Source organism: Streptomyces sp. NPDC031479 (genome assembly GCF_055581065.1).
The window spans coordinates 464,222-476,934 of sequence record NZ_JBVIKC010000002.1; the positions used below are offsets into that span (position 1 = coordinate 464,222).

General features: G+C 73.8%; 12 protein-coding genes. 8 read left to right on the forward strand and 4 right to left on the reverse strand.

Annotated elements, in window-relative coordinates; translation table 11 throughout:
* Nucleotides 1-81 precede the first annotated feature (81 nt).
* From ACZ5D2_RS04760 to ACZ5D2_RS04770, 3 genes are all read left to right on the forward strand, one after another.
* Entirely contained in the window at nt 82-735 is a 654-nt protein-coding gene (locus tag ACZ5D2_RS04760) for a hypothetical protein (protein WP_371679544.1), read from the forward strand.
* A 210-nt stretch (nt 736-945) separates the two neighbouring features.
* Entirely contained in the window at nt 946-2,082 is a 1,137-nt protein-coding gene (locus ACZ5D2_RS04765) for an Rv3169 family protein (protein WP_468927179.1), read from the forward strand.
* Nucleotides 2,083-2,094: 12 nt separating this feature from the next.
* Nucleotides 2,095-3,186: a phosphotransferase family protein gene (locus ACZ5D2_RS04770; RefSeq protein WP_468927182.1), complete on the forward strand. Its 1,092-nt coding sequence runs from the start codon at nt 2,095-2,097 to the stop codon at nt 3,184-3,186.
* Nucleotides 3,187-3,194: 8 nt separating this feature from the next.
* Here the strand turns inward: ACZ5D2_RS04770 and ACZ5D2_RS04775 are convergent, their stop codons facing one another.
* Nucleotides 3,195-3,635 carry a hypothetical protein gene (locus ACZ5D2_RS04775; protein ID WP_371679546.1) on the reverse strand — a complete coding sequence of 147 codons (441 nt, stop codon included), beginning with the start codon at nt 3,633-3,635 and terminating at the stop codon, nt 3,195-3,197.
* Nucleotides 3,636-3,864: 229 nt separating this feature from the next.
* Between ACZ5D2_RS04775 and ACZ5D2_RS04780 the strand changes: the two genes are divergently transcribed.
* The 4 genes from ACZ5D2_RS04780 (at nt 3,865) to fxsA (ending at nt 7,993) form a co-directional block, all read left to right on the forward strand.
* Nucleotides 3,865-4,305 (forward strand): Lrp/AsnC family transcriptional regulator, encoded by a 441-nt coding sequence (locus ACZ5D2_RS04780; RefSeq protein ID WP_162793337.1) that lies wholly within the window; start codon nt 3,865-3,867, stop codon nt 4,303-4,305.
* A 181-nt stretch (nt 4,306-4,486) separates the two neighbouring features.
* Complete coding sequence (locus tag ACZ5D2_RS04785; RefSeq protein WP_266837734.1) at nt 4,487-6,127, forward strand: amidohydrolase; 1,641 nt, start codon at nt 4,487-4,489, stop codon at nt 6,125-6,127.
* A 351-nt stretch (nt 6,128-6,478) separates the two neighbouring features.
* Nucleotides 6,479-7,261 (forward strand): polyprenol monophosphomannose synthase, encoded by a 783-nt coding sequence (locus ACZ5D2_RS04790; protein ID WP_371679547.1) that lies wholly within the window; start codon nt 6,479-6,481, stop codon nt 7,259-7,261.
* Between the two features lie 129 nt (nt 7,262-7,390).
* Nucleotides 7,391-7,993, forward strand: a complete 603-nt coding sequence (fxsA, locus tag ACZ5D2_RS04795; RefSeq protein ID WP_371679548.1) for an FxsA family membrane protein — start codon at nt 7,391-7,393, stop codon at nt 7,991-7,993.
* Nucleotides 7,994-8,082: 89 nt separating this feature from the next.
* Here the strand turns inward: fxsA and ACZ5D2_RS04800 are convergent, their stop codons facing one another.
* The 3 genes from ACZ5D2_RS04800 to ACZ5D2_RS04810 all read right to left on the reverse strand — a co-directional run bounded on the left by ACZ5D2_RS04800 (nt 8,083) and on the right by ACZ5D2_RS04810 (nt 10,988).
* Nucleotides 8,083-8,457 (reverse strand): RNA polymerase-binding protein RbpA, encoded by a 375-nt coding sequence (locus ACZ5D2_RS04800; protein ID WP_007262928.1) that lies wholly within the window; start codon nt 8,455-8,457, stop codon nt 8,083-8,085.
* Between the two features lie 323 nt (nt 8,458-8,780).
* The gene (locus tag ACZ5D2_RS04805; RefSeq protein WP_468927185.1) at nt 8,781-10,151 is read right to left on the reverse strand and encodes an MFS transporter; all 1,371 of its coding nucleotides are present in this window, start codon (nt 10,149-10,151) and stop codon (nt 8,781-8,783) included.
* A 66-nt stretch (nt 10,152-10,217) separates the two neighbouring features.
* Nucleotides 10,218-10,988, reverse strand: coding sequence for a glycerophosphodiester phosphodiesterase family protein (locus ACZ5D2_RS04810; RefSeq protein WP_371679550.1), 771 nt, complete (start codon nt 10,986-10,988; stop codon nt 10,218-10,220).
* A gap of 206 nt (nt 10,989-11,194) precedes the next feature.
* On the opposite strand from ACZ5D2_RS04810, the gene ACZ5D2_RS04815 reads away from it, so the two are divergent.
* Entirely contained in the window at nt 11,195-12,697 is a 1,503-nt protein-coding gene (locus tag ACZ5D2_RS04815) for an SCO1417 family PLP biosynthesis transcription factor (protein WP_468927187.1), read from the forward strand.
* Nucleotides 12,698-12,713: the final 16 nt, after the last annotated feature.

Genomic DNA, 12,713 nt, shown 5'->3' on the forward strand with positions numbered 1-12,713 from the left:
TAACCCTCTCCCGCCCGCGCCCATCCGTTCGACCCTTCCCACGGCCTGCGGGATCCCGCGCGTGTCGGAGAGCATGTCCTGATGCGTACACAACACGTCGTACCCGTCGCCCTGGCCGCCACCGCGCTCCTCGCCGTCACCGGCTGTCAGGGCGCGGAGCCCGCCGTGGTGGGGCCCGTGGCCACCGGCTCCGTCACGGGCCGGCCCGTCACCCCGCCCGCCACGGCCGGTGCTTCCGCTCCCGCTGCCGCCCCCGCGAAGGCGGGCGCCCTGCCCGATTTCGTGGGCAAGGGCCTCCAGGCCGCCCAGGACGAGGCGCAGGCGGCCGGCTTCCTCCACCTGACCTCGCACGACAGCCTCGGCCGACAGCGGTCCCAGGTCTTCGACCGAGACTGGAAGGTCTGCTTCCAGACTCCCGCCCCGGGCCCCGCGGCCGCCGATGCCAGGGTCGACTTCGGCGCGGTGCAGCTGGAGGACAGCTGCCCGGCCTCGGACACCGGCCCCGAGCCGGAGGTCAGCGGCGCGATGCCGGAGTTCGCCGGCAAGTCCGTCAAGGCCGTCCGCGCCGCCCTGCCGTCCGGCACGAGCCTCACGGTCAAGGACGGCAGGGAGGGCAGGATGGTCCTCCAGGAGTCGAACTGGCAGGTGTGCGCCCAGCTCCCGAAGGCCGGCACCCCGCTGAACGGCCGGCCGGTGGAGCTGATCGTGGTGAAGTTCGGCGAGACCTGCCTCTGATCCCCTGCCCCCTGCCCCCTGCCCCCTGCCCCCCGCCCCTGCCCCCCCGGCCCCGGGGCGGGGGTGGAGCCGGCCGCGCCCCGGGGCCCGTGGCGTGGCCCGGCGTGCCGGACTGTCAGGATGTGCCACAACCCTGGTCGCACAGCTGGTTTCTGACGTACCGTCATATCCGCTCAGCCGCCGCCCACCCCTGTGCCCAGGAGGTTTGCCGTGCCCGCGGACCGCCCCGTCCCCCTCGACGAATACCCCATCCACCAGGCCCCCCTGTCGATGAAGCACCTCGTCACCGGCGACCGCAACGCCTACGACCGCTGCATCTTCCACGTCTTCGACCACGCCGGCCGCGCCGTCCTCATCCTCGGCCTCGGCGTCTACCCCAACACCGGGGTCATCGACGCCTACGCCACCCTCCGCCTCGGCGGCGAACTCCTCGCCGTACGCGCCTCCGACGCCCTCACCGACGACCGGATGAACCTCTCCGTCGGACCTCTGTCGATCACCGTCGACGCCCCCCTCCGCCGGCTCACCCTGCGCTGCGACCCCGACCCCGAAGACCCCCACGGGCTCTCGTACGACCTCACCTGGACCGCGGCCTTCCCCGCCGTCTGGGAACCCCACCACATCCAGCGCCGAGGCGACCGCCTCATGCTGGAGGGCCGCCGCTTCGTCCAGGCCGGCCAGGTCACCGGCACCCTCCGCGCCAGGGGGGAGGAGTTCACCCTCACCCCCGGCGAATGGACCGGAACCCGCGACCGCAGCTGGGGCGTGCGCCCCATCCCCGGCGAGGACGGCGGCCGGGCCGCCGAGGAACACCGCCCCGAGGGCTTCCACTGGCTCTGGATCCCCGTCCGCTTCGAGGACCGCTTCCTCATGGTCATCGCCCAGGAGGACGCCGACGGCCACCGCACCCTGAACGAGGCCGTCCAGGTCTTCCCCGAGGACAGCGGCCGCCACGACGTCCAGCTCGGCTGGCCCCACACGGAGATCCGCTACCGGCCCGGCACCCGCCACCCCCAGAGCGCGGTCGTCCACCTCACCGACCCCTCCCGCAAGCCCCTGGAACTCGGCGTCGAGATCCTCGCCTCGTCCCCGCTCGCCGTCGGCGCCGGCTACCCGCCCGCCGCCGACTGGCAGCACGGCAGCTGGCAGGGCCGCGGCTGGACCGACCGCCGCGTCTACGACCTCACCGACCCCGCCGCCCACCCCATGGCCGCCTTCGGGGTCACCGACCACGCGGCCCGCTTCACCCTGGAGGGCCGCACCGGATTCGGCATCTTCGAACACGGCAGCTTCGGCCGCCACGACCCCAGCGGCTTCGCCGACTACTCCTCCGTCGCCCCGCACTGAAGGAGCCCGCCCATGGCCACGGCACCACGCCCGCGCACCTCCACCCGCGAACCCGCGGAACTCGGCCGCCGCCTCGCGTCCTGGCTCGACCGCCACCTGCCCGGAGCGGAGGTGGCCCACGCCTCCGTCCCCGCCTCCAACGGCATGTCCAGCGAGACCCTGCTCTTCGACATCGAGCACCCGGACGCGCCCGTCCGCGGCTGTGCCCTGCGGCTGGCCGCGGACCCCGCCGCCTACACCGTCTTCCCCTCCTACGACATGCCGCGCCAGCACCGCGTCATGAGCCTGGTCGCCGCGCACACCGACCTGCCCGTACCGCGCGTGCTGTGGCTGGAGGAGGACCCGGCCCCGCTCGGGGCACCGTTCTTCGTCATGGCCCGCGCCGAGGGGCGCGTACCGCCCGACGTCATGCCCTACACCTACGAGGGGAGCTGGCTGCACGCCGCCACCGACGCCGAACGCGCCGCCCTCCAGGACGCCAGCGTCTCCCTGCTGGCCCGGCTCCACGACCAGTTCCCCGCCGAGGAGGCGGAGTTCCTGCTCCCGGCCGGCGAGGGCAGCCCGCTGCGCCGCCACGTCGACGCCCAGCGCGCCTATTACGCCTGGGTCGTGTCCGGACTGTCCCGTTCACCCCTGCTGGAACGCGCCTTCGACCGGCTGGAGGAACTCTGGCCGGCCGACGAGGGCGAACCCGTCCTGAACTGGGGCGACGCCCGCATCGGCAACGTCGTCTACGACGGCTTCGAGCCGGTCGCGGTCCTCGACTGGGAAATGGCCGCCTACGCCCCCCGCGAGGTCGACCTGGGCTGGACCGTCTACCTGCACCGCTTCTTCCAGGACCTGACCGTCGGCTTCGGCCAGAGCGGACTGCCGGACTTCCTGCGCCGCGAAGACCTGGAACGCCGGTACGCGGAACTCACCGGGCACACCCCGCGGGACATGGAGTTCCACACCCTCTACGCCGCCCTGCGGCACGGGATCGTCATGCTGCGCATCGCCTACCGGCAGGCGCACTTCGGGGAGGTCGAGGTCCCCGCCGATCCGGACGGCCTGATCCTGCACCACGGCAGCCTCGCCGCCATGGTGCAGGGCACCTACTGGTAGCCGGTGTCTCAGGCGGCCTGCGCGTGCTGGCGCATCTGCGGCAGCGGGGCCGCCACCGCCCGGACGGGACGCGAGCCCGGACCGCCGACGTGCGAGAAGGGCTGCGTCCGCCAGTCGAGACCCTGGGGCAGGTCGAAGTGGACCACTTCGAGCTCCGTCCCCTCGGGCTGGAGCACGCCCACCGTCGGCAGCGCGTCCGCGACCGGCCGGCCGGTGCCGGCGCACACCGTGAGTCCGAACGGGTTCCACGGGCTCAGGCACAGCGCGTGCTGCGGCAGGTGCTCCTCGTCCGCGACGAGTGCGATCGACTGCCCGCAGTCGGGGCAGATCGCGTGGTGGATCTCGAACCCCTCCGCTTCGTCGAGGTACTCCTCGTCGTCCGCGTACGCGGTCTCGATCAGTTCCAGGGGCTCCGGTTCGGTGCGACCGGCGCGCTTGGTGTTCAGCATGGATGTACTCCCCCTTGGGTGGGCCGGGCGGGCAGGTTCTTCGGCCACGGCCACACCAAGCACTTCCCGCCGCGCGGCACGAGTAACCACGACGGCCCGCCGTACGCCCGTCCACCCCTGTGGCTTTGGTCACATGCCCGGTGCAGGTGCCGGTTCTGCGGGCACTTCGGCGTGGACACCGCTGTGCCTGGAGCGGCTCTGGGCAATAGGTTGAGCGGCTATGAGCGCAATGGAGGAGCTGGACCGCCAGATCGTGGATCTGCTGGTGCGGGACGGGCGGATGAGCTACACGGACCTGGGCAAGGCCACGGGACTGTCCACATCGGCCGTCCACCAGCGGGTACGCCGCCTGGAGCAGCGCGGAGTGATCCGCGGCTACGCGGCCGTGGTCGACCCCGAGGCCGTCGGGCTGCCCCTGACCGCCTTCATCTCGGTCAAGCCGTTCGACCCCAGCGCCCCCGACGACATCGCCGAGCGGCTGGCCGGGGTACCCGAGATCGAGGCCTGCCACAGCGTCGCCGGAGACGAGAACTACATCCTGAAGGTACGGGTGGCCACGCCCCTCGAACTGGAGGACCTGCTGGGCCGCCTGCGCGCCCTGGCCCACGTCTCGACCCGCACGACCGTGGTCCTCTCCACCCCCTACGAGGCGCGCCCTCCGCGCATCTGACCTCCTGACGCGCCGCTCGCGCGGCTCGGCCGCGGGCCGGCCTCCCCGGCTTCACGCCGCTGCGCCGGACTCCGTCCGGCGGCTTCCCGGAGCGTCCGGCGGCGTGGGGAGCGGCGCCCGCGGCCGACCCGCGGCCGACCCGCGTCCGGGCGCGGCGGCCGCAGGGGCGAGACTAGGGCCCATGACCGACCGCACCGCCCGCTCCGCCGACGCCGCCGGAGCCCCCGAGGCCGCCCCCGCCCGTACCGTCCTGCTGCGCGGGGGAGAGGTGCACAGCCCCGCCGACCCCTTCGCCACCGCGATGGTCGTCGAACGCGGGCACGTCGCCTGGGTCGGCTCCGAAGGGGCCGCCGACGCCTTCGCCCGGGGCGTGGACGAGGTCGTCGACCTGGACGGGGCCCTCGTCACCCCGGCCTTCACCGACGCCCACGTCCACACCACCTCCGCCGGCCTCGCCCTCACCGGCCTCGACCTGACCGGTGCCCGCACCCTGTCCGAGGCGCTGGGGCTGGTCCGCGCGTACGCCGCCCGGCGTCCCGCCGACCGGGTGCTCCTGGGCCACGGCTGGGACGCGGCCCGCTGGCCCGAGCGGCGGGCCCCGCGCCGGGCCGAACTGGACGAGGCCGCCGGGGGGCGGCCGCTCTACCTCAGCCGCGTCGACGTCCACTCCGCCGTGGTCACCACCGCCCTCCTGGACCTCGTCCCCGCCGTCCGCGCGCGCGGCGACGAGCCGCTCACCCGGGACGACCACCACGCCGTGCGGCGGGCCGCCTTCGACGCCGTCACCCCCGCCCAGCGCGCCGAGGCCCAGCGGGCCGCACTGGACCGGGCCGCCTCCCTCGGCATCGGCTCCGTGCACGAGTGCGGCGGGCCGGACATCTCCTCCGCCGAGGACTTCACCGCCCTGCTCGACCTGGCCGGGCAGCGCCCCGGACCGCGCGTCTTCGGCTACTGGGCCGACCGGGACCTCGGCCTGGCCCGGGAACTCGGCGCGGTCGGCGCCGCGGGCGACCTCTTCGTGGACGGCGCGCTCGGCTCGCACACCGCCTGCCTGCACGCCCCGTACGCCGACGCGGCCCACACCGGGACCGAGTACCTGGACGCGCGGGCCGTCGCCGAGCACGTGGCCGGCTGCACCGAGGCGGGGCTCCAGGCCGGGTTCCACGCCATCGGGGACGCCGCCGTCTCCGCCGTCGTCGAAGGGGTCCGGGCCGCCGCCGGGAAGGTCGGCCTCGAACGGGTCAGGGCCGCCCGGCACCGCGTCGAGCACGCCGAGATGATGACCCCGGACACCATCGCCGCCTTCGCGGAGCTGGGTCTGACCGCCTCCGTGCAGCCCGCCTTCGACGCCGCCTGGGGCGGGGACGAGGGCATGTACGCGGACCGCCTCGGCGTCGAGCGCGCCCGCACCCTCAACCCGTACGCCGCCATGCTCAAGGCCGGGGTCGCGCTGGCCTTCGGCTCCGACGCGCCCGTCACCCCGCTCGACCCCTGGGGCACCGTCCGTGCGGCCGCCTTCCACCGCACCCCCGGGCACCGGATCTCCGTACGGGCGGCCTTCGCCGCCCACACCAGGGGCGGCTGGCGGGCCCTGGGCCGGGACGACGCGGGCACCCTCGTGCCCGGCGCCCCCGCCGACTACGCCGTCTGGCAGACCGGGGAACTCGTGGTCCAGGCCCCCGACGACCGGGTCGCCCGCTGGTCCACCGACCCGCGCTCCGGCACGCCCGGACTGCCCGATCTGAGCCCCGGCCGCGAGCTGCCGGTGTGCCTGGCGACGGTGGTCGGCGGCCGGGAGGTATTCGTACGGCCACAGGGGTGATCCCCCCGGCCTCGGCTCGGTACGGGCGGCCGGACCCGGATAGGTTCGGCCGGGTCCACCACAGGACGTCCGGGCCGGCCGGATCCGGCTCACCGCACCCGCGCCTCGGGGGCGAGGGAAGGTTTCCCCGGGATGGGGGGCCGGACGGCGGTCCCGTACTCCGCCGGAGCTCGGGAGAGGGTGGTCCCGGATCGGGGCCCGGCTGTCCAGTAGACAACGGTCACGGCGGCCCGCAGCCAGCGGGAGCCGGTCCGGCCCGAAGGACCGCCGGCCCCGATCGCTGTTCTAAAATCGTCCTGCTGTGACGGGACGGACGAGGCCGACCGGTCGAGGAACACGCAAGGGGACCCAGTGAGCGACGGCGGACAGCGGACCTACGGACCGCTCGGCACCACGCTGGTGATCATTCCGACGTACAACGAGGCCGAGAACATCGGCCTGATCGTCGGCCGGGTGCGCGCCGCCGTGCCCGGGGCCCACATCCTCGTCGCCGACGACAACAGCCCCGACGGCACGGGCAAGCTCGCCGACGAGCTGGCCGCCGCCGACGACCACGTGCACGTCATGCACCGCAAGGGCAAGGAGGGCCTCGGCGCCGCCTACCTCGCGGGCTTCGCCTGGGGCCTGGAGCACGGCTACGGGGTCCTCGTCGAGATGGACGCCGACGGCTCGCACCGGCCCGAGGAACTGCCCCGCCTGCTCACCGCCCTGACCGGCGCCGACCTCGTGCTCGGCTCCCGCTGGGTGCCGGGCGGCCGGGTCGTGAACTGGCCCAAGAGCCGCGAGTTCCTCTCGCGCGGCGGCTCCACCTACTCCCGCCTGATGCTGGGCGTCCCGATCCGCGACGTCACCGGCGGCTACCGCGCCTTCCGCCGCGAGACCCTGGAGGGCCTGGGCCTGGACGAGGTGGCCTCGGCCGGGTACTGCTTCCAGGTCGACCTGGCCCGCCGGGCCGTCCGCAAGGGCTTCCGCGTGGTGGAGGTGCCCATCACCTTCGTGGAGCGCGAGCTCGGCGACAGCAAGATGAGCAAGGACATCGTGGTCGAGGCCCTGTGGCGGGTCACCCAGTGGGGCGTCCGGGAACGCGCCGCCAGGCTCACCGGCAAGCGCCCCGTCCGGCCCGCCGGGCGCTGACCGGCCGGGCACCGAACCGCCGGGCAGGCCGCCGGGCACCGACCCGCCGGGCACCCCGGGACCCCCTAGGGGATGTCCGGTACCTCCGACTGAGGCCGCTTTTAACCCGGACCGGGCACACTGGACGGTATGACGACCGGCACTGGTTCTTTGAGGACCGGCACATCTACGGCCCCCCGACGGCGCTCACCCGCCCGTACCTTCGTTCCCCTGGCGGTAGCCGCCTGGCTCATCCTGGAGATCTGGCTGCTCGGCCTGGTCGCGGGAGCGGCCGGCGGGGTGACCGTCGCCGCGTTGCTCGCGGGCGGGCTGGTGCTCGGCGTGGTGGTCATCAAGCGCGCCGGGCGGCGGGCCTTCAAGAACCTCACCGAGACCTTCCAGCAGGCCCAGGCGCAGGCGATGGCCGGCGAGGTACCGACCCCGCAGACGCCCAAGGGCTCGGGCAACGGCCTGATGATGCTGGCCGGGCTGCTCCTGATCGTGCCCGGCCTGCTCTCCGACGTGGCCGGCCTGCTCCTGCTGCTGCCGCCCGTACGCACCTTCGTGGCCCGCAGGGCCGGGCGCAGCCTGGAGCGCAGGATGGCCGCGGCCACCCCCGGCGGCTTCGGCGACGCCTTCACGCAGGCCCGGATCCACTACCCCGACGGCAAGGTCGTCCAGGGCGAGGTCATCCGGGAGGACCGGCCCTCGGGCGGCCCGGACACCGACCGGCGACCGCCGCTCACCCCGTGACGGGAGTGACCTGGAACACGCAATAAGCCGAGGGGCCCCGCCACATCAGTGGCGGGGCCCCTCGGCTTATTGCGTGTTCCAGTCCCCGGCTAGGCGGACTTGCGGCTGTCCCGCGGATGCACGGCAATGTTCATGGCGCCGGAACGCAGGACCGCCAGCCTTTCGGCCAGCACTTCCTCCAGCTCCTCGCGGGTGCGTCGCTCCATGAGCATGTCCCAGTGCGTTCGCGCAGGCTTGCCCTTCTTCTCTTCGGGCCCGTCCCCGTCCACCAGGAGTGCCATGGCGCCGCACGCCTTGCACTCCCACTCCGGCGGAATTTCTGCCTCTACCGAGAACGGCATCTCAAATCGATGTCCGTTCTGGCATGCGTACTCCACCGCCTGGCGCGGGGCCAGATCGATGCCGCGGTCCGTCTCGTAGCTGGTAACCACGAGCCGCGTACCGCGGAGAGCTCGCTCACTCATGAATCGTGCCTCCCGGGCTTGTCGCCCACAGGACAGGTGTCGCTGTCGTCGTCATCCGGTCAACGTCCGGTCGGCGGTATAGATTCCCGCTCCGGGTCATGCGTCGCCCGTCGTGCCGCCCCTTGTTGTACCCACCAATGCCCGTTTTGTCACATCTGGCAGCAGATGTCACCCAACGTCCACGCTTTGCGCGTGCGCAGTAACGGTCCGCCTGGCAGGCCAAAGGCGTACACTACCGGCCCTTTGCTTCAACGTCGAAATTCGTTCGGAATTCGTTCGTGGGTCCGGGGCCCTCCGGGGCCGGATCCGGCCCCGGAGCGCGCTCAGACGCGCAGGGGAACAGGATTCCCCGCCGCCTCCACCGCGCGCCGCACCGGCACCCGCGCGAGCAGCACGAAACCCAGTGCGAAGAAGACCACCAACGAGATGATCGCGTCCCGGTAGCTGCCGGTGAGCTGGTACGTCAGGCCGAAGACCAGGGGTCCCACCCAGCTCAGCCCGCGGTCGCTCATCTCGTAGGCGGAGAAGTACTCGGCCTCCTTGCCCGCCGGCACCAGGTGCGAGAACAGGGAGCGCGACAGCGCCTGACTGCCGCCCAGCACCAGCCCGATCATCGCGGCGAGGGCGAAGAACCACACCGGCGTCCGGGCCGGCAGGAAGTATCCCGCCGCGAGCGTGAGGGCCCAGGCGGCCAGCGAGCCGAGGATCGTCCGCTTCGCCCCGTACGAGACGGCCAGCCGGCCCATCGCCAGCGCGCCGGCCACCGCCAGCACCTGGACCAGCAGCACCGCCACGATCAGCGTGGACTGCTCCAGCTCCAGCTCCTCCGAGCCGTACACCGACGCCTGGGAGATCACGGTCTGCACGCCGTCGTTGTAGATCAGGTACGCCAGCAGGAAGGACAGCGTCAGCGGATAGCGCCGCATGTCCTTCAAGGTCGTCACCAGCTGCCTCCACCCGCTGACGGCCGGACCCGCGCCCGCCTCCCGCACCACCGTCCGGTCCCGGAGCCGGCGCAGCGGGATCACCGTGAAGGCGCCCCACCACAGCCCCGCGGACGCCAGGCAGATCCGGACGGCCGTGCCCTCGGAGAGCCCGAAGGAGTCGTGGCCCTGGAACAGCACCAGGTTCAGCACCAGCACCAGCGCGCCCGAGGTGTAGCCGAAGGCCCAGCCGCGCGAGGAGACGGTGTCCCGCTCGTCCGGGGTGGAGATCTGCGGCAGATAGGCGTTGTAGAGCACCATCGACAGCGAGAGCGAGGCGTTCGCCACGACCAGCAGCAGCCCGCCCAGCAGGTAGCGGTCGCCGCCGAGGAAGAACATCCCGGCCGTCGCCGTGGCCCCCGTGTACGCGGCCGCCGCCAGCAGCGGCTTCTTGCGGCCCGTCCGGTCCGCCACGGCCCCGACGAGCGGCATGATCAGCACCGCCACGATCACCGAGGCCGACACGGCGTAGGCGAAGTAGGCCCCGGCCCGGACCGGGATCCCCAGTGGGTGGACGTAGCCCTCGGCGTCCGCCGCGGCCTTGGCCACGGCGGTCAGGTACGGACCGAGGAACACCGTGAGCACGCTCGTCGAGTACACCGAGCAGGCGAAGTCGTAGAAGTACCAGCCGTGCTGTTCCCGCCGGCGCGCGGCGGCGGCTCTGCCGTCGTCCTCGCCGGATTCCGCTTGCGTTTCCGTCCGCTCGGTCATGAGCGCCCCCTCGCTGGTCCCCGTACGCGTCGGCCGCCGCACCGTACGCGGCGGCCCGCGGGCCCGTCAGGCCCAGGCCCCGCGCCGGTCCAGCACCGTCCGCAAGATGTCGATCCGGTCGGTCATGATGCCATCGACACCCAGGTCCAGCAGAGACTCCATGCGTTCCGGTTCGTTCACGGTCCAGACGTGCACCTGGAGTCCCCGTTCGTGCGCGGTCCGTACGAAGCGCCGGTCGACCACCCGGATGCCCGCCTGCGTCTCGGGCACCTGCGCCGCCACCGCGCCCACGCGCAGCGCCGCCGGGATCGCGAACGAGCGCAGCCGCAGCCCCACCACCCCGCGCACCCCGTACGAGGTGGCGAGCCGCGGACCGGCGATCCTCTGCGCCCGGGCCACGCGGCTCTCCGAGAAGGACCCCACGCACACCCGGTCCCAGACGCCGGCCCGCGCGACCAGGTTCACCAGCGGGTGCAGGGCCGACTCGTCCTTGACGTCCACGTTCCAGCGGGCCTCGGGGAACTCCTCCAGCAGCTCCTCGAACAGCGGCAGCGGCTCGGTCCCCGCCACCCGCACCTCGCGCACCCGGCTCCAGGGCAGCTCGCGGATCCGGCCCTGCCCGTCGGTGACCCGGTCCAGGGTCGCGTCGTGGAAGGCCACGAGCTTCCCGTCCGCCGTCGCGTGCACGTCGGTCTCGAAGTACCGGTACCCGGCGGCGGCCGCCCGGCGGAAGGCGGCGGCGGTGTTCTCCAGCCCGTCCGCCGCCCCGCCGCGGTGGGCGAAGGGAATCGGAGCGGGGTGGTCCAGATACGGATGGCGCAGGCGTACGTGAGTCACGGGGCGCAGTATGCCCGCTGTGCTCCCCGGGACGGCAGCGGACGCGTGGCCACGGGGTGAACGGGGCCGCCCCGGGCAGCCGCTCCCGCCCACCCCCTCTGGCCCGGACGGACCCCGACATGACAGTCTGGGGCCGCGGAACCAATCCAATACCGGCCCCGGACCCCGCCCGCCGAGGCCAATTCGATGAAGGTGGACCGGACGCCATGGCTCAGTGGACCTCAGCGGTCGGTGCCGCACAGCTCGCCCGCCTCATCACCTCGCAGCAGGACCGCCCCGGCCCGCCCGGTGCCCGCAAGTCACCCGCCTACCGCACCCTGGCCGACGGCATCCGGCTGCTCGTCCTCGAAGGCCGCGTCCCCGTGGCCGCCCGGCTGCCCGCCGAGCGCGAACTGGCCGTCGCCCTCTCCCTCAGCCGCACCACCGTCGCCGCCGCCTACGAGGCCCTGCGCGGGGAGGGCTTCCTGGAATCCCGCCGGGGCGCCGGAAGCTGGACCTCCGTACCGGCCGGGAACCCGCTCCCCGCCCGGGGCCTGGAACCGCTCCCGCCCGAATCCCTCGGCTCGATGATCGACCTCGGCTGCGCGGCCCTCCCGGCCCCCGAGCCCTGGCTCACCAAGGCCGTCCAGGGCGCCCTGGAGGAACTCCCGCCCTACGCGCACACCCACGGCGACTACCCGGCCGGACTGCCCGCGCTGCGCCGGATGCTCGCCGACCGCTACACCGAACGCGGCATCCCGACCATGCCCGAGCAGATCATGGTCACCACCGGAGCGATGGGCGCCATCGACGCCATCTGCAGCCTCTTCGCGGGCCGGGGCGAGCGGATCGCCGTCGAATCCCCCTCCTACGCCAACATCCTCCAGCTCATGCGCGCCGCCGGGGTGCGCCTGGTGCCCGTGGCCATGGCGGACGGCCTCAGCGGCTGGGACATGGACGTCTGGCGGCAGGTGCTGCGCGACGCCGCGCCGCGCCTGGCCTACGTCGTCGCCGACTTCCACAACCCCACCGGCGCGCTGGCCTCCGAGGACCAGCGCCGGGCCATGGTCGAGGCCGCCCGTTCCGCCGGCACCGTGCTCATCGCCGACGAGACGATGGCGGAACTCCGGCTGGACGCGGACCTGGAGATGCCGCGCCCGGTCTGCTCCTTCGACCCCGCCGGCTCCACCGTGATCACCGTCGGCTCCGCCAGCAAGGCCTTCTGGGCCGGCATGCGGATCGGCTGGGTCCGCGCGGCCCCGGACGTGATCCGCAGCCTCGTCGCCGCGCGCGCCTACGCCGACCTCGGCACGCCGGTGCTGGAGCAGCTCGCCGTGAACTGGCTGATGCGGACCGGCGGCTGGGAGGAGGCCGTCGGGATCCGCCGGGAGCAGGCCCGGGACAACCGGGACGCGCTCGTGGCCGCGGTCCGCCGGGAGCTGCCGGAGTGGGAGTTCGAGGTACCGCGCGGCGGCCTGACCCTGTGGGCCCGTGCGGGCGGCCTGTCCGGCTCCCGGCTGGCCGAGGTGGGGGAGCGGGTGGGGGTCCGCGTCCCCTCCGGTCCCCGGTTCGGGGTGGACGGGGCCTTCGAGGGATACGTACGGCTGCCGTTCACCGTGGGCGGCCCGGTGGCCGAGGAGGCCGCCGCCCGGCTCGCCGCGGCCGCCCGGCTGGTCGGCACCGGAGCGGGCGGCAGCGGCGCGGAGCCCCCGCGCACGTTCGTCGCGTAGGGGCCGGGGCGGGGCG

Bases quoted from the DNA above. Each gene is read 5' to 3' on its own strand.
- ACZ5D2_RS04760 (WP_371679544.1), top strand. From the start codon at position 82: ATGCGTACACAACACGTCGTACCCGTCGCCCTGGCCGCCACCGCGCTC.
- ACZ5D2_RS04770 (WP_468927182.1), top strand. From the start codon at position 2,095: ATGGCCACGGCACCACGCCCGCGCACCTCCACCCGCGAACCCGCGGAA.
- ACZ5D2_RS04775 (WP_371679546.1), bottom strand. From the start codon at position 3,635: ATGCTGAACACCAAGCGCGCCGGTCGCACCGAACCGGAGCCCCTGGAA.
- ACZ5D2_RS04780 (WP_162793337.1), top strand. From the start codon at position 3,865: ATGGAGGAGCTGGACCGCCAGATCGTGGATCTGCTGGTGCGGGACGGG.
- ACZ5D2_RS04785 (WP_266837734.1), top strand. From the start codon at position 4,487: ATGACCGACCGCACCGCCCGCTCCGCCGACGCCGCCGGAGCCCCCGAG.
- fxsA (WP_371679548.1), top strand. From the start codon at position 7,391: ATGACGACCGGCACTGGTTCTTTGAGGACCGGCACATCTACGGCCCCC.
- ACZ5D2_RS04800 (WP_007262928.1), bottom strand. From the start codon at position 8,457: ATGAGTGAGCGAGCTCTCCGCGGTACGCGGCTCGTGGTTACCAGCTAC.
- ACZ5D2_RS04805 (WP_468927185.1), bottom strand. From the start codon at position 10,151: ATGACCGAGCGGACGGAAACGCAAGCGGAATCCGGCGAGGACGACGGC.
- ACZ5D2_RS04815 (WP_468927187.1), top strand. From the start codon at position 11,195: ATGGCTCAGTGGACCTCAGCGGTCGGTGCCGCACAGCTCGCCCGCCTC.